General features: G+C 48.9%; 14 protein-coding genes. 5 read left to right on the top strand and 9 right to left on the bottom strand.

Features of this window, described 5'->3' with window-relative positions:
* Positions 1 to 7 precede the first annotated feature (7 nt).
* Entirely contained in the window at positions 8 to 1846 is a 1839-nt protein-coding gene (locus tag BC349_RS18340) for a glycoside hydrolase family 2 protein (protein WP_187258252.1), read from the top strand.
* Here the strand turns inward: BC349_RS18340 and BC349_RS18335 are convergent.
* From BC349_RS18335 to BC349_RS18310, 6 genes are all read right to left on the bottom strand, one after another.
* The gene (locus tag BC349_RS18335; RefSeq protein ID WP_187258251.1) at positions 1813 to 7923 is read right to left on the bottom strand and encodes an alpha-2-macroglobulin family protein; all 6111 of its coding nucleotides are present in this window, start codon (positions 7921 to 7923) and stop codon (positions 1813 to 1815) included. The two genes, BC349_RS18340 and BC349_RS18335, sit on opposite strands and share 34 nt — an antisense overlap.
* A gap of 163 nt (positions 7924 to 8086) precedes the next feature.
* Positions 8087 to 9154, bottom strand: a complete 1068-nt coding sequence (locus BC349_RS18330; protein ID WP_187258250.1) for a T9SS type A sorting domain-containing protein — start codon at positions 9152 to 9154, stop codon at positions 8087 to 8089.
* A 165-nt stretch (positions 9155 to 9319) separates the two neighbouring features.
* Entirely contained in the window at positions 9320 to 10192 is an 873-nt protein-coding gene (gene sucD / locus BC349_RS18325; RefSeq protein WP_187258249.1) for a succinate--CoA ligase subunit alpha, read from the bottom strand.
* Positions 10193 to 10289: 97 nt separating this feature from the next.
* On the bottom strand, positions 10290 to 11099 hold the full coding sequence (locus BC349_RS18320; RefSeq protein ID WP_187258248.1) for an ABC transporter ATP-binding protein: 810 nt from the start codon (positions 11097 to 11099) through the stop codon (positions 10290 to 10292).
* A gap of 75 nt (positions 11100 to 11174) precedes the next feature.
* On the bottom strand, positions 11175 to 11912 hold the full coding sequence (locus BC349_RS18315; protein WP_187258247.1) for an MlaE family ABC transporter permease: 738 nt from the start codon (positions 11910 to 11912) through the stop codon (positions 11175 to 11177).
* Positions 11913 to 11937: 25 nt separating this feature from the next.
* A complete protein-coding gene (locus BC349_RS18310; RefSeq protein ID WP_187258246.1) occupies positions 11938 to 14283 on the bottom strand; it encodes an NADP-dependent malic enzyme in 2346 nt (781 codons plus the stop codon).
* A gap of 107 nt (positions 14284 to 14390) precedes the next feature.
* On the opposite strand from BC349_RS18310, the gene BC349_RS18305 reads away from it, so the two are divergent.
* The 4 genes from BC349_RS18305 to BC349_RS18290 are packed head-to-tail and all read left to right on the top strand — an operon-like array spanning position 14391 to position 17186.
* The gene (locus BC349_RS18305) at positions 14391 to 15221 is read left to right on the top strand and encodes an ABC transporter ATP-binding protein (protein WP_187258245.1); all 831 of its coding nucleotides are present in this window, start codon (positions 14391 to 14393) and stop codon (positions 15219 to 15221) included.
* Between the two features lie 22 nt (positions 15222 to 15243).
* The gene (locus BC349_RS18300) at positions 15244 to 16056 is read left to right on the top strand and encodes a hypothetical protein (RefSeq protein ID WP_187258244.1); all 813 of its coding nucleotides are present in this window, start codon (positions 15244 to 15246) and stop codon (positions 16054 to 16056) included.
* A gap of 22 nt (positions 16057 to 16078) precedes the next feature.
* The gene (locus BC349_RS18295) at positions 16079 to 16456 is read left to right on the top strand and encodes a GntR family transcriptional regulator (protein WP_187258243.1); all 378 of its coding nucleotides are present in this window, start codon (positions 16079 to 16081) and stop codon (positions 16454 to 16456) included.
* 10 nt (positions 16457 to 16466) lie between these two features.
* Positions 16467 to 17186, top strand: coding sequence for a hypothetical protein (locus BC349_RS18290; protein ID WP_187258242.1), 720 nt, complete (start codon positions 16467 to 16469; stop codon positions 17184 to 17186).
* Positions 17187 to 17217: 31 nt separating this feature from the next.
* On the opposite strand, the gene BC349_RS18285 is transcribed toward BC349_RS18290, so the two are convergent.
* The 3 genes from BC349_RS18285 to deoC form a co-directional block, all read right to left on the bottom strand.
* On the bottom strand, positions 17218 to 18402 hold the full coding sequence (locus BC349_RS18285; protein ID WP_187258241.1) for a M20 metallopeptidase family protein: 1185 nt from the start codon (positions 18400 to 18402) through the stop codon (positions 17218 to 17220).
* Positions 18403 to 18419: 17 nt separating this feature from the next.
* Complete coding sequence (locus tag BC349_RS18280) at positions 18420 to 18845, bottom strand: SPOR domain-containing protein (RefSeq protein ID WP_246457060.1); 426 nt, start codon at positions 18843 to 18845, stop codon at positions 18420 to 18422.
* A 102-nt stretch (positions 18846 to 18947) separates the two neighbouring features.
* Positions 18948 to 19619: a deoxyribose-phosphate aldolase gene (gene deoC / locus BC349_RS18275; protein WP_187258239.1), complete on the bottom strand. Its 672-nt coding sequence runs from the start codon at positions 19617 to 19619 to the stop codon at positions 18948 to 18950.
* Between the last annotated feature and the right edge of the window lie 71 nt (positions 19620 to 19690).

Raw genomic sequence — 19690 nt, 5'->3', positions numbered from 1 at the left:
TACTGTCATGTCAAGAATATTGTTCTTCCTTATCTTCCTTTCCATTATAGTAAAGAGCCGGGCCCAGCAGCCTTATTCCATGGTTCCCGGAAAGATCCGAACCCAATGGGCAATGGAGGTAAACCCGTTGGCACCGCTTCCGGAATACCCCCGTCCACAGCTGGTGCGGCCTGAATGGACCAACCTGAACGGCTTGTGGGATTATGCCATTGTTCCGGCTGGTGGCGGGGGAGTGGTTCCTGCATCTTTTGATGGAAAAATCCTGGTTCCCTTTGCGGTCGAATCGGCCCTTTCAGGAGTTGGGAAAATGGTGGGAAAAGACCAGGAACTCTGGTACCACCGGTCAGTTGATATTACCCCGGCAATGCGCAGGGGTAAACTCTACCTGCATTTTGGCGCAGTGGACTGGCGTGCGGAAATATTCATAAATGGACGGCCCGCAGTCAAACATGAGGGTGGTTATGATCCATTCAGTATTGAGATTTCGGCATTCCTTAAAAAAGGCAACAGGCAGGAGATTGCAGTAAAAGTGTGGGACCCTTCAGATGATGGTCCCCAGCCCAGGGGAAAGCAGGTGAAGAATCCCCATGGCATCTGGTACACTCCGGTAACGGGAATCTGGCAAACGGTCTGGCTGGAACCTGTTCCGACGACTCATATCGTTTCCACCCGGCAGACTCCTGATATCGACCGGGCGGCCTTGCTGTTAAGTGTTGCTGCCGATGGTCTGCAACCTGGCGATAAGATACTGGTGAAGGCAACAGACGGTGATAAGCTGATTGCTGAACAGGAGGGGGGAGCAGGCGCATCCTTTGATATTCCTGTTCCCCAACCCAAACTGTGGAGTCCCGATAGCCCGCACTTGTACGATATAACGATATCGGTTAAACGAAAAGGAAAAACGATTGACGAGGTTCGCTCTTATTTCGCGATGCGCAAAATTTCAATGGACAAGGGGGCTGATGGCATCCAGCGGATGTTACTGAATAATACATTCCTTTTCCAGTACGGCCCGCTTGACCAGGGTTGGTGGCCGGACGGATTGTACACTGCCCCAACCGACAAGGCATTGCTGTTCGATATAGAGCAGACCAGGAACATGGGTTTCAACATGATCCGTAAACACGTGAAAGTGGAACCGGCCCGCTGGTATTACCATTGCGACCGGCTTGGTATGCTGGTTTGGCAGGATATGCCAAGCGGTGACCTGGGCGCCCGCTGGGAAAGCCGCCCCGGTGTGGATGGTATCGGTTACGAAATGAACCGCAGCACTGAATCGGAAAATATTTACCGCCGGGAATGGCCTGCCATCATGAACAGCCTGCATAATTTTCCATCGATCGTGGTCTGGGTGCCTTTCAATGAAGCATGGGGACAATTCAAAACGGAAGAGATCACGGCAGCTACCATGCAGGCCGATCCATCCAGGCTGGTGAATGCAGCCAGTGGCGGGAACTTTGTGGATGCGGGACATATGATTGACCTGCACAATTACCCTGAACCGGCCATGCCCCGGTCAGACCTTTTCGGAGCCAGACAGATCCTGGTATTGGGCGAATTCGGTGGCCTTGGATTGCCCGTGCCTGAACATACCTGGCAGCAAAAAGACAACTGGGGATACCAGAGCTTTAAAGATGGCCAGGCTTTGCTGGACCGTTACCGGGTATTTATGGAACGTATGCCCGCCCTGATCCGGAAAGGCCTGTCAGCAGCCGTTTATACCCAGACAACAGATGTTGAGGTGGAAACAAACGGGCTGATGACCTATGACCGTAAAGTGATCAAAATGCCGGTGGACAGTTTACGCAAACTTCACTCCACCATGATCCGTACACCTTCGGAATGACTGGTGAATTCCGGCGCATACATACACTGGATGGTACTGATCCCGTTGCTGAATATCCCGGCATGTGATATAAAAAGCGCATATTCCATAACGTGAGTTCCTTTTGGCAGGAAATTGATAAAGAAACTGGTGCTTGCATCACGGGTGCTTTCATAATAACCCAGGCTGCCCTGCCAACGGTATCCGCTTAATACATTCACGGGTTCAAGGGCGCTTGCACGCATATCTTTTACGTGTACGTATTCCATGTTGCGGTCGGTGGTGATCTCCAGCCGGACTTTTAGTTTATCGCCCACTTTCAGTTGCATGCCTTCCGTCACGGGTTCCAGCACGGGGCCGGTATTTGTCAGCCTTTCCACCATCACCTGCTTGCTCAGTTTCAATGGGGTTGAAGCGGGAGTTATCTTATCCAGGTTTTCGAAATACTGCCAGTATACGGCGCCCCATACCGGCATATCTGATTTGGAGCCAGCCCCGGCAGTGCCTGAGGGATATGCTGCTTTTACTGTTATCTGTCCCATCTCAGGCTGCACCGCACTACCCGGGATGCTCTTCTTGTAATAACCTGTGCCTGCTTCAGCTTGTGAAGCCGTAATTGTTGTAACACCACCCAGGTCTACGCTTACTTTGGGTTCGTGTTCCAGCCAGTTGTCGCCCTTTAACAATAAAGCATAACAGGCATCCGCAGTGGCTTTGGTCGATTGCCAGTGATTGGTTTGCTTGTTGCGGAGCAGCCAGGCTTTCAGGGCCCCGACTGTTTTTGTTTGTTGAGTGACCTCGCTGAATGCCTCAATCAACAGGGCCTGGCTTTCAATGGGCGCATCCTGCCAGTAATAAGGAAGGGTGTTGTCTTTCCAGTACATGCCCAGTTCCTCGTTATTGATGGCAGTTTGTTCCAGTGATGCCATAATCTTTTTTGCAGTTACCGGATCGCCGGTCCGGAATAATGCCAGCGCAATCATTCCCTTTGCCATCCTGTTCCCTTTGATCCAGTTCTTCTGTATTTCCTTACGGTAATGGTTAGCCGCCGGTAACACCGGCCCGGCTATACCTTTTTCCGGGAAAAAGCTTCTCATGTAATGATACTGCACGGCATAGTAGTTCAGGTAACTGACTGCCGTGGGGTTTTTATCACGCCGGTCGTAGTCTTCCTTCAGGCGGACATCCAGGTATGGCAGGGCCTTTTCAACGATGTTGTTGAATGCCGTAAAATCTTGTGGGATGGCGCCCAGCTTTTTGAGGTGACCAATGCCGGTGACAATATACTGGGTAATGAAACGGTCATCCGGACCGCCGGTGAACCAGCTGAAACCGCCATTGGATGTCTGCATTTCCGCCAGTTTTGCTGATAACTTTTCCCGGTTCGCTGCCAACTGAACGAGGTTGAATAATTGGGCAACCAGTATTTTCTGCTCCGATTCTGATTTGGCCTCCAGCACCCAGGGCGTTTCTTCCAGCAATACCGTTTTTAGTTCCTGGTTCTTCTGCAGGTTGCTCAGCAAGGCGCTGGTATCCTGTGTTTGCCATCTTTCCATGATGGTCCTGATTTTCGGCATACGGGCAACTATATGCGCTGCCAGCATGTTCGCGTAAAGACGGTTAAAGGTCTGCTCTGAACATTCATAAGGATAATCAGCCAGGTAGGGCAGCGATTGAACGGCATACCAGACCGGGTTGGCGCTAAACTCTACGGTCAGCGCCCTATGACTCAGTGTTTCGCTTTCCTTACTGTTGACCAGCTTGTTTAATGTGTATTTTTTGGTACCGCTGCCATTGATGAAGAATGGCATTGATTCCGTAACCAGTTGTCGGTTACTCAACACCGGGAGTGAGGCTTCTTCGCCGTCTGAAATATCCCCTGAACGGGCAATGATGCGCCAGGTCAGCGCTTTTTCGAAGAGATAAGGGACTTCAATAGGGAAGTTCACTGCTTCGCTGCCGCCGGCTGCCACGGTGAAATACTGGTTGGGAAAGAAGTTGCGGAACCATCCGTCAACGGGCTGGTTGGTGGTGGCGTCGATAAGTTGTAATTCAGCCTGGCCAGTCATCTCTTTGTCCGACAGGTTTACAATCTTGGTGCTGAACTCCATCCGGTCTCCTTCCCGCAGAAAGCGCGGCATATTGGGCTGCACCATCAGTTCCTTTTGGGTGATGATGGTTTTCTCGGCCAGGCCCATGGCAAGGTCGGTACTATGCGCCAGCAACTGCCATTTCCAGGTGGTCAGGGCTTCAGGCATGGTGAAACTGAAGGAGTAATTGCCGGCTTCATCCGCGTTCAGTTGCGGAAAGAAGAAAGCGGTTTCGCGGAAATCCTTGCGGATGGTAGCGGCAGCCGGCGTTTTACCGGCCAATTGTTCCGCTGTTTTTTCATCCGACCGTTCGGGACTTAGTTCTTCATCCTTGACCACTTTTGCCGTGGTGGCTTTTGCCATTACGACCTCATTTAAGACTCCCGTCGCATCTGCTGGCGGCTTGGCTGTATCTGCCATTGCTTCCTTTTTCATGGCACGCTGGGTCTGGCTGCTATACATCATCCTTTGAATTTCGGGGGATGTTCCCAGTAGTTGGTCATATTGAACGACGGGGACTTCCTTTCGGAACAGTTCGGGCTGCTCTGTCCAGTTTGAAGACTGGCCAAAATTATTGTTGCTTTTCCAGTTAGCCGATACCCAAAGCCTGGGCCAAATTTCTGGCTTTTCCCACTGGTTTGGTACAAACTGGTCGAGTGAGGCATCATATAGGCCGGTGAGTAATTCCGCTGCAACTTTTTCTCCCTTACTGCCACTAATGGTAACAGTCCAGTTTTCTTCACTGCCCGGTAAGGTCTTGTCCCTCCAGGTTTGCAGCCGGATGTCAAGCTCCTTGTTGAGCCAGGGTACAGCCACTCCATTCTGAATGGAATAAAAGCGGTTATGCTTGACAAATAGCCAGTACATACCGATGCCTCCTCTGTCGGATTCCGTTACAGGTACTGTTTCGGTATGTATTCCATTATCCAGTCTTAGTACTTCGAATCGACCCGAAAAGGGGAGTTCCTTCTGGCTCTTCCGACTTTCTGTATTTTCCTTTTGCCTGAAAATATATAGATTGTCTGCGCTGCTGCCAATGGTGATAAGAGCCGTTTCACCAGGCTGGGCCGTGGTCCTGTCCTGCCGGCTGGTGATGTATTGCGGCACCGGGAGTGTTTTCTCTTTTGGGTCAAAGAGGTAAACGGTTGACTTGTCGGTTACTGTATCACCAAAACGGTCGATGGTATTGGCTTCAAGCTGGTACCAGCCTGCCTGAATCTTTTTTATGTCTATTGCCATTTTCCCATCGGCCTTACTGCTGTCGGTTTTCTGCCAGATTACCGCGCCGGTTTGCCAACTGGCAGGATTGCTTTCATTTCGGTATTCATCGTTCGGGAAAGCCGCGATGAATTCGGCTTCAGTCATCACAAATAGATCTGGTTGCTCCCAAAGCCTTTCCCTTACCAGTCTTCCCGGAGAGAGCAGTGGCCGGATGTTCACTGTAACCTTACTGCGCTCATACTGACCCGAAAGGTTGCGGGTCAGCAGTTTCAGTTGCCTGAATTCATCTGTTGTCATAACAGACTGAATTGGGGAAATACTGAGTTGTAAAGCCTTGTAGGAAACAGGTACAATAGTGGTGGCCGACCGGGTTTCACCATTGATGTCAGTAATGTCGGCCGTTATCTCATAATCAAATACCGGATCAGTATTGCGATCCACTTGTTCATCCGGGATTGCAGGGAAGGATATGCTGAAACTGCCGTCGGCACTGGTTTGCAGGTTGCCGTGGGCGATTTCCTGCGATTCAGTTTGCGGCCAGCCGATCTTGCCCAGCCTCCATGGGTAGAGAAATCTTGCTGTTCGTATAACCCTGTACGTGATGGCTGCATTGCTGATGGTATTTCCTGCATAGGCTTTCGCGAATCCTTTTACGGTTACGCTGTCATTCACCCGGTAGCTGCCTTTAGGCGTTTCAAAATCAGCGAAGAATTTCGGCCTCTTGTATTCTTCGACCTCCACTGTCCGGTCGCCGTTCAATGTGTTGTCTTCCAGCCGGAATGTTCCTGTGAGTCCTGTTTCCGGCAGTTTGAATGAACCCGCATAGGAACCGTACTGGTTGGTGGTCAGTTGGAGGGAGTCAATCTCTTCACCATTGGCATCGAACAGTTTTACGGTGGTTGATTTGGCGGTATAGAGTTTGTTTTTTTTTGTGGTGGCATCTTTTGTTACGGCGATGCCTTTGAAATGGACGGTCTGGCCGGGGCGGTAAATGCCCCTGTCTGTGAAGAAATATAGTTTTACATGGTTTGCCTCGTATTCCTGGTCACTCTGTGCCGGCTTATCGTCAGGTTGGTAAACATAATTGTACTCCTCCTCGTCCAGGAAAAGCCGGTCGTCACCATAGGTGATTTCCAGCCTGAAACTCCTGCTTTGTTTTTCTGTGCCGCTTATCAGTTTCACATAACCATTGTCGTTGGTAACATAACTGTTCCCTTTCAGGTGACGATACTGCCGTTGCTGGTAATCATACTCGCGGTGCCATAGTTGTACTGACGCTTTTGCCAGTGGATGCCCGTTGTTGCGATGCAGCAGAATGTAATCGTGATCGCGATTGACATAACTGATATTGGAAACATGGAAAAAGCTGGCGGCCATGGTGCTGGTTTTTAGCATAAAATCCGGGTTGTCGCCAGCCAAAACCAGGTATTCTCCGATGGGTAATGCCCCTATTTTTATTTCAGTGTGGTGTTGCAGGTAATCATTGCTGTAAGGAAGTGGTTGCTCCCATTCAATGATGGGTTTTTCCCTGCTGAGTGAAATCCACTGAGCGGAATCAAAAATACTGTGCCGGTCCGACAGCTTCTTTCTCAGGTCCGGGTTGATTTTATACATCCTGAGCTTTACTTTGGATAGATTCTTCCAACTCAGTAAGGCCCGGAATGGCTGGCCGGGAATATTCACCCTTTCTGTCACCAGCGATAGGTTTGCCGCCTTGATTTCCCCGGCGAGATTGAAAGCCCTGGCTGAGGCTTCGTTATTTCTGTTGGCTGCCACCAGTTTTTCGCAGATCTCCAACGCATTAATATTGTCGGCCGGTTCCCTGGAAGCCAAGGATTCGGCGCGAAGGAACTGGCCCATGTCGGCGGCAGCTGTCCCGGGATAGCTTAAGGAGAATTGTTCCAGGGTCTGCAGGAATACCTTTTGCTTTTCGGGCAGTATGATATTGGCTTCCACGAAACGGATGCGGTGCAGGTCGGCGTCTGCCAGGGCTTCCTGATCCTTGTCATGGTGGTGCATCTGCAATAATTGCTGGTAGATACCCAGTGCCCTTAACAGGTGGCTGCTGCTATCGGTATCGGATAAGCGCAGTTTAATAAAGCTGCTAACAGGTGAGAACAGTTGCGGATCGCGCATGCTGTAAGCGTTGGCAGCCCTGGGGATTTCGATGGGGTCAGATTCAAAATATTCCAGTGCATACCATGCCAGCAGGTCGTACAGGGTTGGGCGTAAATGGCGCACATTCCCTTTTCTTATAATAGGATCAAAGCCATTGAGCGGTGTGGCTTGCAGTTGGGTGGTGTTTTCCAGTGCCAGCCTGAAATGGTCGCTGATGGCCAGGTGGAAATCTGCGGGCGACCAGCTTCGGATATTGTCTTTTTTGAAATTGACGGTGGCGGTTCTTTCATACATCTGCCAGCGGTACCTGTTGTAATATCGCTGGTAGTAGCTGGCCAGGATTGCATGGATAATGGATTTGGAAGCCCCGCTTCCAGTTTGTGCTTCACTGGTGAGATTGCTGATGGCCAGGGTGTCACTAAACTCTTCGATCTGTTCCTGGATTTCAAGCCGGTACACCAGGGCCCTGATCTGTTGGGCTTCCTGTTTTTCAGCTTTGGCTTTTTTATAGAGGGAGTTGACTTCGGTCAGGCCATCCCGGTAGAGTCCTTTTTCAGAAACCAGTGTTTCGATCTTTTTCCACCAGGCATTATAGTCGGTTGGTTGCATTTTTTGGGCGGATAAGGTTAATGAAATCAGGATAAAAAAACTGCTCAGTATCAGGCGCATACTACTCATTTTAATACAAGTTATCAAAAGCATACGAATCATAGATGCGGCGTTGGTGTAATTGCACAAGCAATAGCCCGTTCAGGCTTACCTTAACGTTTTCTTTGGTATAAAAAAGCCGCTCCTTGTGGGAGCGGCTTTCTATTTGGAGTGAATGGGGCGCTTATTGTTTGATGAAACGGCTGGAGATGACTTCGTCGCCTTTCTTCAGCAGTAATAAATAAGATCCTTTGGAAATATTGCTTGTATTGATCTGGTATGATTGACTGCCACTGTTAATTGTCAAATTCTGGGCCATAGCCAGGCGGCCGGACTGGTCAATGATTTCAATCCTGGCCTGTTGCTGCTGGCTGCTGGCGATCAGCAGGTTCAGTCTGCCGGTGCTAACGGAAGGATAAAGATTGTCAAGGGCAAAGTGCGCCCTGCTGTTATTCACCTTTAATGTTTTGGAATAACTTACCCTCCGGTTTTCATCGACAATCCGGATGCGGTAGTGACCCTCCGGCTTCAACGGGCTGGCATCCAGATACTGATACCTGGCTTCACCGGTGGCAGACACGGGGATAGTAGCCAGGGTCTGGAAACCATCTTTTCCATTCACACTACGCTCTACTTCGAAAAATGAATTCATATGGGTGGCAATTCCGGTCCAGTCGAGTTTTACCTGGCTTCCTACGGGCGTTGCCGTAAAGTTGCGGGAGAGGAGTGGAAGTGTACCCGGGCTGCCAACGGTAATGAAATCTAAAAAATTGAATGTAGCGTTATTGCCATTTACCTGCCTGATTCGGATGGAAATAGGACCCGTTACTGTATAGGTTGAGGAAGTGTAGGCAACAAAGAAATTATTTGCGCCATTATCCAGGTTTACCAGTGGGTCTGCAACCCAGCCTGAACCAGTATTTACCTCAAAAAACCGAGTGCCATTGCCATTTCCTTTATTGAAATAAAACAGTATGCCGATACTGGTAAGGGGTGTTGTTGGAATATTTGAAATGGTAAACGTGCTGTTCTGCGCAATTGATACCATCGACCCGCCATCAGCAACAGTTGAACCCGTTTCGATACTCACGGTCCCGGTTGAGCTAAAATTGCTACCCGCCAGTCCACCCGTATAACCAGTATAAGTGCTTACATCGGTGGAGGTGCCGGTGCCAAAGGTTTCAACAAAAGTGTTCTGGGAAAAGGTGGTGAAAAATGAAAAAATGCAGATCAATGTAAAAGTAAATCTCATGTGAATTGTTTTGTCTATAGGTTTAAAAAGTAAGGGGCAGGTAGTGACAGGAGATCAGACAAATCAATTTTTACTCAGGATATTGGATTGGAGTGTAGAGATGCGCCAAAATAGTTAAGGTGTTGCATATACGCAACACCTTAACAGAAAAAAGTAAGGATATAATTATTTCTTAATTACCTCTGCCATCTTTTTACCGATATCAGCAGGGCTCTGCACTACATGGATTCCACACTCAGCCATGATCTTCATCTTGGCTGCTGCAGTATCATCCGCACCGCCAATGATGGCTCCGGCATGACCCATGCGACGGCCCGGAGGCGCAGTCTGGCCGGCAATGAATCCAACAACCGGCTTGGTGCCGTTCTCTTTGATCCACTTCGCAGCTTCGGCTTCCATGCTTCCGCCGATCTCACCTATCATTACAATTCCGTCTGTTTCGGGATCATTCATCAATAACTCAACCGCTTCCCTGGTTGGGGTGCCGATGATCGGGTCACCACCAATTCCAATGGCTGTAGAAATTCCAAGCCCGGCTTTGGCAACCTGGTCAGCAGCCTCGTAAGTAAGGGTTCCGCTTTTTGATACGATACCGATCCGACCGGCTTTGAATACAAAACCCGGCATGATGCCAACTTTACACTCATCAGCAGTGATTACACCCGGACAGTTAGGGCCAACCAGCCTGGTATTGCGACCCTGCAGGTAATTTTTCGCTTTTACCATATCCTGAACGGGAATGCCTTCCGTAATACAAACGACCAGCTCAATCCCGGCTTCCGCAGCTTCCATAATGGCATCAGCCGCAAATGCAGGGGGTACGAAAATGATGGATACATTGGCGCCGGTGGCCTTCACGGCATCCGCAACGGTATTGAAAACCGGACGGTCAAGATGGCTGCTGCCACCCTTGCCAGGCGTTACACCGCCAACTACCTGTGTACCATACTCGATCATCTGGGTAGCATGGAAAGTGCCTTCCGTTCCGGTAAAGCCCTGTACTATAATCTTCGAATTTTTATTGACTAAAACGCTCATATAGCTTGATTTTGTTGAAGCGATGGCCTCATAAAGGCGAATCGGGGGCAAAACTAATGTATAATAAGGAGATATGAAGTGGTGATGCCGCGGAAAATTATTTGATCATATCATCCATATTCCTGTTCTCATCAATTTTTCCGGCCTGTTCCAACATTCGCATGTCCTTTGCATCCCGCAGGAATTCAGAGGCAAAAATGAATTCGTTCAACCGCTGGTTCTTGCTGAAGATGATCTCCTTATTGGTGCCTTCCCATTCCTTTTTTCCCTTATACATATACATGATCTTATCCCCGATCTCCATCACACTGTTCATGTCGTGGGTATTGATCACGGTGGTGATATTGAATTCCAGTGTTAGTTCCTTGATCAGTTTGTCGATTACCAGGGATGTCTGCGGATCAAGTCCCGAGTTGGGCTCATCGCAGAAAAGGTATTTAGGATTCAGCACAATGGCCCGCGCAATACCTACCCTTTTTTTCATTCCCCCACTGATCTCAGATGGGAATTTCTTATTGGTATCCACCAGTTCCACCCTTTTCAGGACTTCATTGACCCTTTGCTTTTTTTCCGCCAGTGTCCAGTCAGTAAACATATCCAGCGGAAACATCACATTCTGCTCCACCGTTAAACTGTCAAACAGCGCGGATCCCTGGAACAGCATGCCGATTTCCTTCCTGATCTCCTTGCGCTGTTTGTCGTCCATAGCCGTAAAATCATCTCCATGATAAATAATATGACCACTGTCGGGTTTGAATAAACCCACCAGGCATTTCATGAAGACGGTCTTGCCACTGCCGCTGGATCCTATGATCAGGTTGCATTTCCCCGCTTCCATCACGGCACTGACATCATCTATGACGATCTTGTCACCAAATCCTTTCCGGATGTTCTTTACTTCAATCATATAAACCTTTTATGGTTTGGGGTTTTCTGTTTGCTGGTAGAATACAGTGATTCACCCACAAACTACAACTACTAACTAGAGTAATAGCGCTGCCAGAACATAGTCTGCAAATAGTATAAGCACACAACTGACAACAACTGACTTGGTACTGGCCCTGCCGATCTCCAACGCCCCACCTTCCACATGATACCCATAAAAAGCGGGTACACTTGATATGATGAAAGAAAATACATACGCTTTCACCATCGCAAAAAATACATTATAAGGTAAAAAGGCACTCAATAATCCTTTATCAAAGTCGGTGGTGCTGAGGATGCCGGCAGCTTCGCCGGCTACCCGTCCACCCCAGATGCCAAGGGTCGCCGATATGGCCACCAGCATCGGGATTACCAGCAGGGCAGCCAGGATTTTCGGCATGATCAGGTAGGTTTTGGTATTGATACCCATGATTTCAAGGGCATCGATCTGCTCACTTACCCGCATGTTTCCCAGTTCACTGGCAATCTTACTGCCTACCACACCGGCCAGTACAATACATACCAGTGTTGGCGCAAATTCCAGCAGTACGGTGTCCCGCACGATCTGGGCGATAGTAGCTTTGGGAATGACCGGACTAACCATCTGGTAAGCCGTCTGCAGGGTTGATACAGCTCCTATGAATACGGAAATGATTACAACAATGCCCAGGGAGCCAATCCCAATATCATTACACTGGTGCATGAACTCCTTCCAATACACCTTCCTGTTCTCCGGTTTGGAGATCATGCCTTTCAGCATCAGGATATACCTGCCGAACTCAGTAAAAAATTTCATGCCTTCAATTGTGCGGACTAAAATACTACATATCCTTGGTTACTTTCTGAAAGCGCTTCCACCATTTGGATTTGGTAACGATTTCTGCTGTCGGGTTCTTGATGCATTTGATTTGCGCATCGATCACGGCAATCAGGGTCATATTGAATATGCTCCGTACCGAACTTCCGAGTTGCAATACGTGCACCGGCTTTTTCAATCCCATCAGGATGGGGCCGATGGCATCCGCACCGCCCACTTCCTTCAGCAGGTTATAAGCAATGTTTCCCGCCGCCAGGTTGGGGAAGATCAGCGTGTTCACGTCCTTGTCCACCAACTCGCTGAATGGGTAGTTGTCTTTCAGTATTTCCTTGTTAAATGCAATGCTGGCCTGCATTTCACCATCCACAATGAGTGAAGGGTTCCGTTCCTTGACCATCTTGCGCGCTTCCGCTACCAGTTTCGCCTCAGGTGAGGCACTGCTGCCGAAATTGGAATAGCTGAGCATGGCGATACGGGGGGTGAGATTGAAATTCCTCACTTCCTTGGCAACCATCAGCGTGATCTCCGCTAGTTCCCCTGCCGTCGGGTTAAAATTCACTGTGGTATCCGCCATGAAAATGGGACCTTTCTTGGTGAGAAGAAGGTACATGCCGGCAATTTTCTTCACGCTTTCTTCGGTACCGATCACCTGCAGTGCCGGGCGGATCGTTTCGTCATAATTACGTGTCAGTCCGGATATCATGGCATCCGCATCACCTGTTTCCACCATCATGCAACCAAAATAGTTGCGATCCTTCATGATCTTGTATGACTCATATTTATTCAACCCTTTACGCTGGCGCTTCTGGAAAAGCAACTGACCATAAAACCTTCTTTTCTCCTCCTGCTCATCACTTCGCGGATCGATAATGGGTATGCCTTCCAGTTCGATCTGGTTTTTCTCAGCAATACTTCTGATCTTTTCCTCATTACCTAACAGGATGGGATAAGCGACACCTTCCTCAAAGGCAATCTGCGCCGCTTTAAGGATCTTAAGGTTGTCGGCTTCTGCATATACCACCCGTTTCGGATCGCGTCTTGCCTTGCTGCCGATTACCCGCATCAACTGGTTGTCCAGTCCCAGCCTGCGGTTCAGCTCCACTTCATATGCTTCCCAGTTGGGGATGGTGGTGGTGGCCACACCGCTTTCAATGGCCGCTTTCGCCACTGCCGGCGCTATGCTCGATAACAGGCGCGGGTCAAGGGGCTTGGGAATGATATAGGTCGGGCCGAAAGAAATGTTTTTTTCGTTGTAGGCCAGGTTCACGATATCCGGAACCGGCGTCTTGGCAAGATCGGCCAACGCATGAACTGCCGCCAGTTTCATGGCCTCATTGATCTGCGTGGCACGCACGTCCAGCGCACCCCGGAAAATAAAGGGGAAGCCCAGCACATTGTTTACCTGGTTGGGATAATCACTGCGGCCCGTAGCCATAATGATATCTTTTCTGGCAGCTACCGCCTTATCGTATGTGATCTCGGGATCCGGATTGGCCATGGCAAATACAATGGGGTTTTTGCCCATGGACTGCACCATTTCAGGCGTTACTACATTGCCCACACTGAGTCCCAGGAATACATCGGCATCCTTCATCGCTTTCTCCAGGGTCCAGTCGGCAGACTTAACGGCAAAAGGAGTTTTATCCGCTCCAAGGTCTGTCCGCCCGGCATGTAATACCCCATCCTTATCGAACACGATGAAATTCTCATGCAGGGCGCCAAGCGATACATATAATTTAATACAGGCCATGGCAGCGGCTCCTGCACCATTGATGACGAATCTGACCTTGTCGATCTTTTTCTTCTGTAATTCCAGTGCATTCAGCAAGGCGGCAGAACTGATGATGGCTGTCCCATGCTGGTCGTCATGCATAACGGGAATGTTCATCTGCTTTCGCAACTCTTTTTCTATATAAAAACATTCCGGGGCCTTGATATCTTCCAGGTTGATTCCGCCAAAAGTGGGCTCCAGCGCTTTTACGATCTGTACGAATTTCTCAGGGTCCTTCTCATTGATCTCAATATCAAATACGTCTATGTCTGCAAAGATCTTAAACAGCACCGCTTTCCCTTCCATCACTGGTTTGCTGGCTTCCGGACCAATATCTCCCAGTCCGAGTACGGCAGTGCCATTGGTGATTACCCCCACGAGGTTTCCCTTGGCGGTATAGGTGTACACATTTTCCCGGTTGGCAGCGATTTCATTACAGGGCTCGGCTACACCCGGGCTATAGGCTAGCGAAAGGTCTCGCTGTGTCTTGGCTTCTTTGGTGGGGACGACTTCAATTTTTCCAGGTTTGCCCTTAGCATGGTATTCCAGGGCCTGAGATCTTCTGGTTTCTTTATTCATAAGGGGTGCAAAATACGAAATGAGGTTTTGCAAAAAGATTAGGCGGGAAAAGAAATAAACCTATATTTGTACTGTACTAGTTAAGTAGTACACTAAAACATTATTCCATGATCAAAGTTCAGGACCTTCATTACAGCTATGGGAGAAAGCCGGTTTTCAGCGGTTTATCGCTGGATCTTCAGCCTGGTCATATTTATGGGTTGCTGGGGAAAAACGGTACAGGAAAATCGACCCTGCTGAGGGTGATTTCGGGTTTGTTGTTTGCCCAGCGCGGCGAGGTAAACGTATTAGGGTTTAATCCCGTTAAGCGCGATCCCCGTTTTTTACGGCAGGTGTTTATGGTGCCGGAAGAGTTTTATCTTCCCAATACCGGCATTGAAAGTTACCTGCTGGCCAATGCCGGTTTTTATCCGGATTTCAACCGTTCACAATTTGACGCTTACTTAAAGGAATTTACCATTCCCGCCGGGCAATCCCTTCAGGAAATGAGTTATGGCCAGAAGAAAAAATTCCTGGTCAGTTTTGGCCTGGCCTGTAATACACCTGTATTATTAATGGACGAGCCGACCAACGGGCTTGATATCATGAGCAAGAGCCAGTTCCGTAAAGTGATGGCCGGGGCGGTGTCGGACAACAAATGCATTCTTATCAGTACGCACCAGGTGAAAGATCTTGAAAACCTCATTGACCGGATCACCATTATCGACGAGGGCAATATCCTGTTCGACCAGACCGTAGGCAACATTTCCAGCAAACTCCATTTCAAAATTTCCTTTGACAGCGATGAAGTCCGGTCAGCCATTTACAGGGAGAACTCCCTGAAAGGAAGTGCTGTCATCCTCATCAATGAAGCAGGAGAGGAAGGGGGGCTTGACCTCGAGATGCTGTACAAAGCGATTGTGACCAATAAAGATGCAGTGCAATCGGCCTTTAAATAATCATTTTAACGCTACTATTATTATGAACGCTATATTAAGTTTCCAGCGCCTGTCCGGACTTATCCGGAAGCAATGGATCGAAAACAACCGGTTTTACCTGGCCGCTTCCCTGGCCCTGTTTGGCTTGCTTTCGCTGGCCGTTATCATTTTCTGGATACTGATGAACAGGAGCAGGTTTGAAGAGAAAGACCTGTACTTCATTTATCTTACCGGCCTTTTTCTGGCGGGAACCATTTTTGCTTCCATGGGTTTTATCCATCTGGGCAATAAGGAGAAAGGGATGTCATGGCTTACATTTCCTGCCAGCCATACCGAAAAACTTATCACCGTATTTTTCTACCATTCGGTCCTGTTTTTTCTGGTGTATTCTGCCTGCTTCCTGCTCGTGAAATGGCTGGTGGTAGCTTTTGTAAAAAACTATTACATCGCCGGTAGTCAGGACCGTTTTGTGCCAGTCAACTGGAATGGGGAATTGGGAACCATTTTGCCGGTAATGCTGATAGCTTTCCTGGCCATTCAGTCCCTGTACCTGCTGGGCTCTCTTTATTTCAAACAGTATTCCTTTATCAAGACAACCCTGGTGATGATCTGCCTGGCTGGTATGTATATCTTTTTGGTGGCAAAGGCATACCAGGTGTTTTTCCCGGATATGGGACTGCAACTGGGAAATAATATTGAATTGCGCAGGCACCATGATCCGGCCAACTTTGCGATCTATCAATCCTATTCTTTGGGGCCAATTGTGGCGAATACGCTGGAGTTGCTGCTGAAATGGGCCTGGGCGCCTGTTTTCCTGCTGATCACCTGGTTTCGCCTCGGTGAAAAGGAAATTTAACGGAGAACCTTAAACGAAAAATATGCAATTCAATAATACCGGACAGGCTATATATCTCCAGATCGTGGATCATATCTGCGAAAAGGTTTTGCTGGATGAAAGCCGTCCCGATGATAAACTGCCCAGCGTCCGCGAAATGGCTGTTAACCTGGAAGTGAACCCCAATACGGTGATGCGGGCCTATGAATTCCTGAAGCAACAACATGTTATTCAGGACAAACGTGGTATAGGTTATTTTATCTCCGCGGATGCAAAGAGCAATGCACTGAACTACCGGAAGAAACAATTCATGGAGTCCGAACTGCCTGCATTTTTCAGGGTGATGAACATGCTTCGGATGGAACCCGCTGATCTGGTTCCGGCTTATGAAAAATTTAAAGACAATTACCTGACTGTTTAACCAGAAATCAATGAAGACAAGCAATAAAATAATGATCGGACTGCTGCTGGTGTTGATAGCCATTCCGGCTTCCATCATGGTGGCGTTCAGCTATAAAATCAAAAACGACGATTTTGTTATTTTGATGTGGGACCAGGAAGCGCGTTCGGTTCAGCCGGTTAAGAATGCGGCCTGCCTGAAGTTGCAGGCTCCTGAAGGTGTTGAACTGCAATGTACCATCCGGTATGCCGACAGTATCTATTATAAGAGATGGAATTCCACCCAAAATGACAGCCTGTTTGTAAGTAATATCGGGGATACCCTGCTTTTTCGCTACCTGCCGGTGGCGGATGAACCATCACAGGAAGAGCGGGGGTCAATCAATGTAGAAATCTTCCTGCCTTTTCAGGGCCTCCTGATGATCGATGGGGCAGATGTGACCCTGGACTCCATCGGAGCTTCACAAAACATCACGGTGAATATGGAGAACAATGCTTTACTCCAGATTGGCAATCTTTCTGAAAAGCTGAAGAGAATAGATTTTGGGATGCTGTCGGTCGAGGCTGAAAACAGTCAGGTCACGGTACATCCTGGTGCGGAGGTTCGCGAAATGAACCTTACATTGTCCGGCAGGTCAGTATTATCCATTGACTCCGCTGCCAGGATCGGGTTGTTGCAGGGCTCGGTTTCTGCAGCTTCCAGGTTGAATGGAGAGGCCCGCTACCTTTACAGGTTAAAAGCAGAAGAATAATTGTTTGTAAAGCTGGCTTCAGGAACCTGGATCAGGGCCTTGCAAGTGCGCCGAAAGCCGCCATCAGTCCGATTCCTGTCTCAATGGCCCGCTCATCAATATTAAAAGTGGGGGTATGTACACCGGATACTATCCCCATTTCTTTATTCATCACACCGATGCGGTAGAAACATCCGGGGATTTGCTGGGAGTAATAACCGAAATCCTCTGCACCCATACGCAGTTCTGTTTCCTCCACATGCGCTTCACCCATGTATTCAATGGCAAGTGCCCTGGCTTTTTCATGAAGGTCTTCATTATTATACACCGAGGGGTAACCGATGTCAATATGCAGGTCCGCTTCTGCACCCATACTTTGTGCCGTTCCTTCCACGATGTTCCGGATCAGTTTATGTGCCTGGAAACGCCAGCCTTCGTCCATGGCCCTGAAAGTGCCCATCAGTTTTACTTCACTGGGAATAACATTGGTGGTATGTCCGCCCTGGAAAGATGTGATGGATAATACCGAAGGCTGGTGCGGATTTCTGTTCCGGCTGATTACCTGTTGCAGGGCCACTACAATATGGGATGCTACCAGGATGGTGTCGGCTGTCAGATCAGGCGCAGCAGCATGTCCGCCCTTACTCTTCACCGTTATATAGATCTCGTCCGCACTTGCCATCACCTTGCCGGGGCGGAAGCTCACCTGGCCGATAGCCAGTTGCGGATGTACGTGTAATCCGAAAATGCCCGACGGACGTGGATTTTCAAGTACGCCATCGCGGATCATCAGGCTGGCTCCGCCCGGATTTTTTTCCTCACCCGGCTGGAAGACGAGTTTAACGGTGCCGCTCCACTGGTCTTTTAGTTCGTTCAGGATTTTTGCCGCTCCCAGCAGGCAACTGGTATGAACATCGTGTCCGCAGGCATGCATGATACCCGGACGGGTAGATTTATATTCAATATCATTGGCTTCCTGAATGGGCAGGGCGTCCATGTCGGCACGAAGTGCCACCACTCTTGATGCTGCATCCTGTCCTTTGATGATTCCCACCACACCGGTGGTGGCCATCACCGTAAACGGGATACCCATTTTATTCAACTGATCCTGTACAAATGCGCTGGTTTCAAACTCCTGGTAACTGAGTTCGGGATGGGCGTGAAGATGGCGGCGGATGGCTATAAATTCATTGGCATAAGCTGCTGCTTTCTGCCGGATGGTTTCCAATAGTGACATGGAGCAAAGATAATATCTTACCCTTCTCCCTTTACCGGATTTATTTCAACCACATCATTCACTATATAAACATTGCGTCTGAATTCTTTGGACAATTGCCGCTGATAGGATTCGGCATCCTTCCGGTCTTCAAAATTTCCCACGCGAAGCCTGAAATATGGTGCCTGGTACATCAGGTAGGCTTTCAGTTCGGGGAAAAGCCTGTACACAGTGGTTTTGGCTTCGATCGCCGCATTGCGGTCTGTCGTATTGATCACCTGGATGCGGAATCCCGGAACATTGCGGCGGGATTCGCGGGTAGTGATTTCATTTATTTCAATCTGCTTCCGGATCAGGTTGTCAATGCGTGCATCCTTGTGCACTACAAGCGTGTCGCCAGGAACCTGGGCCATTGAAAATAAGGACAGGAAAGTCAGTACCAGAAGAATTAAACAGGATTTCATTGCCTTCATAAATCAAATTCCTCGCCAATTATTGGTAAAAAATGGTTTTAATAATCTTCTAATCTCGGTACTTCCTGAATCTGGTCAATGATTTTAACATTCCTAGTAACCCAGTTCCCGCTCTGGTGAACCGGTAACTATGGCCACGCTGGCGCTGCAGCCGAGTCTGCTGGCCCCTGCATCCACCAGCGCCCTGGCGAATGCATAATCACGGATACCCCCGGAAGCTTTGATCTTTACCCCCGCCGGAAGGTGCTTTTTCATGAGCCATATGGCTTCGAGGGTGGCTCCCTTTTCGGCATAGCCGGTGGACGTTTTCATGTAATCAATTCCCAGGGGGCCTAATTTCTCGCAGCAGGCAATGATTTCCTCATCTGTCAGGATGCCCGATTCGATGATCACTTTCAGTATCCGCCCCTTGTTGTGGCACACTTCCCGGAGGAGATTCACTTCCTTCTGAAGGTAGGTCCAGTCGTTCTGCTTAAGGGCGATCAGATTGATTACCATATCTATCTCCCGGGCTCCGTCCACAATGGCAAGCACGGTTTCAGCAACTTTGGCTTCCGTGGCCGAATAGCCGAAAGGAAAACCCACAACGGTCGCAACATTTACTTCGGTCGGGGCCAGGATAGTCGCCGCCCGCTTGACGAAAGGCGGTGGCAGGCAGACGGCTGCAAAGCCATACTGCACAGCTTCAGAACATAATTTTTCTACATCTGATACGGTGGTCGTGGGTTTGAGGACCGTATGGTCAATATAAGCGGCGATATTCATAAATAAAAAAATGCCGTTTGTAAAATTCGGTATCCGAAGTTATACCATTTACTTAAATTCGGACTTAACGC

It is taken from the genome of Flavihumibacter stibioxidans (genome assembly GCF_014332695.1).
In the GTDB taxonomy this organism is placed as follows: domain Bacteria; phylum Bacteroidota; class Bacteroidia; order Chitinophagales; family Chitinophagaceae; genus Flavihumibacter; species Flavihumibacter stibioxidans.
Note: the sequence above shows the minus strand (reverse complement) of the source record. Positions and strands in the feature narration are given on the sequence as shown.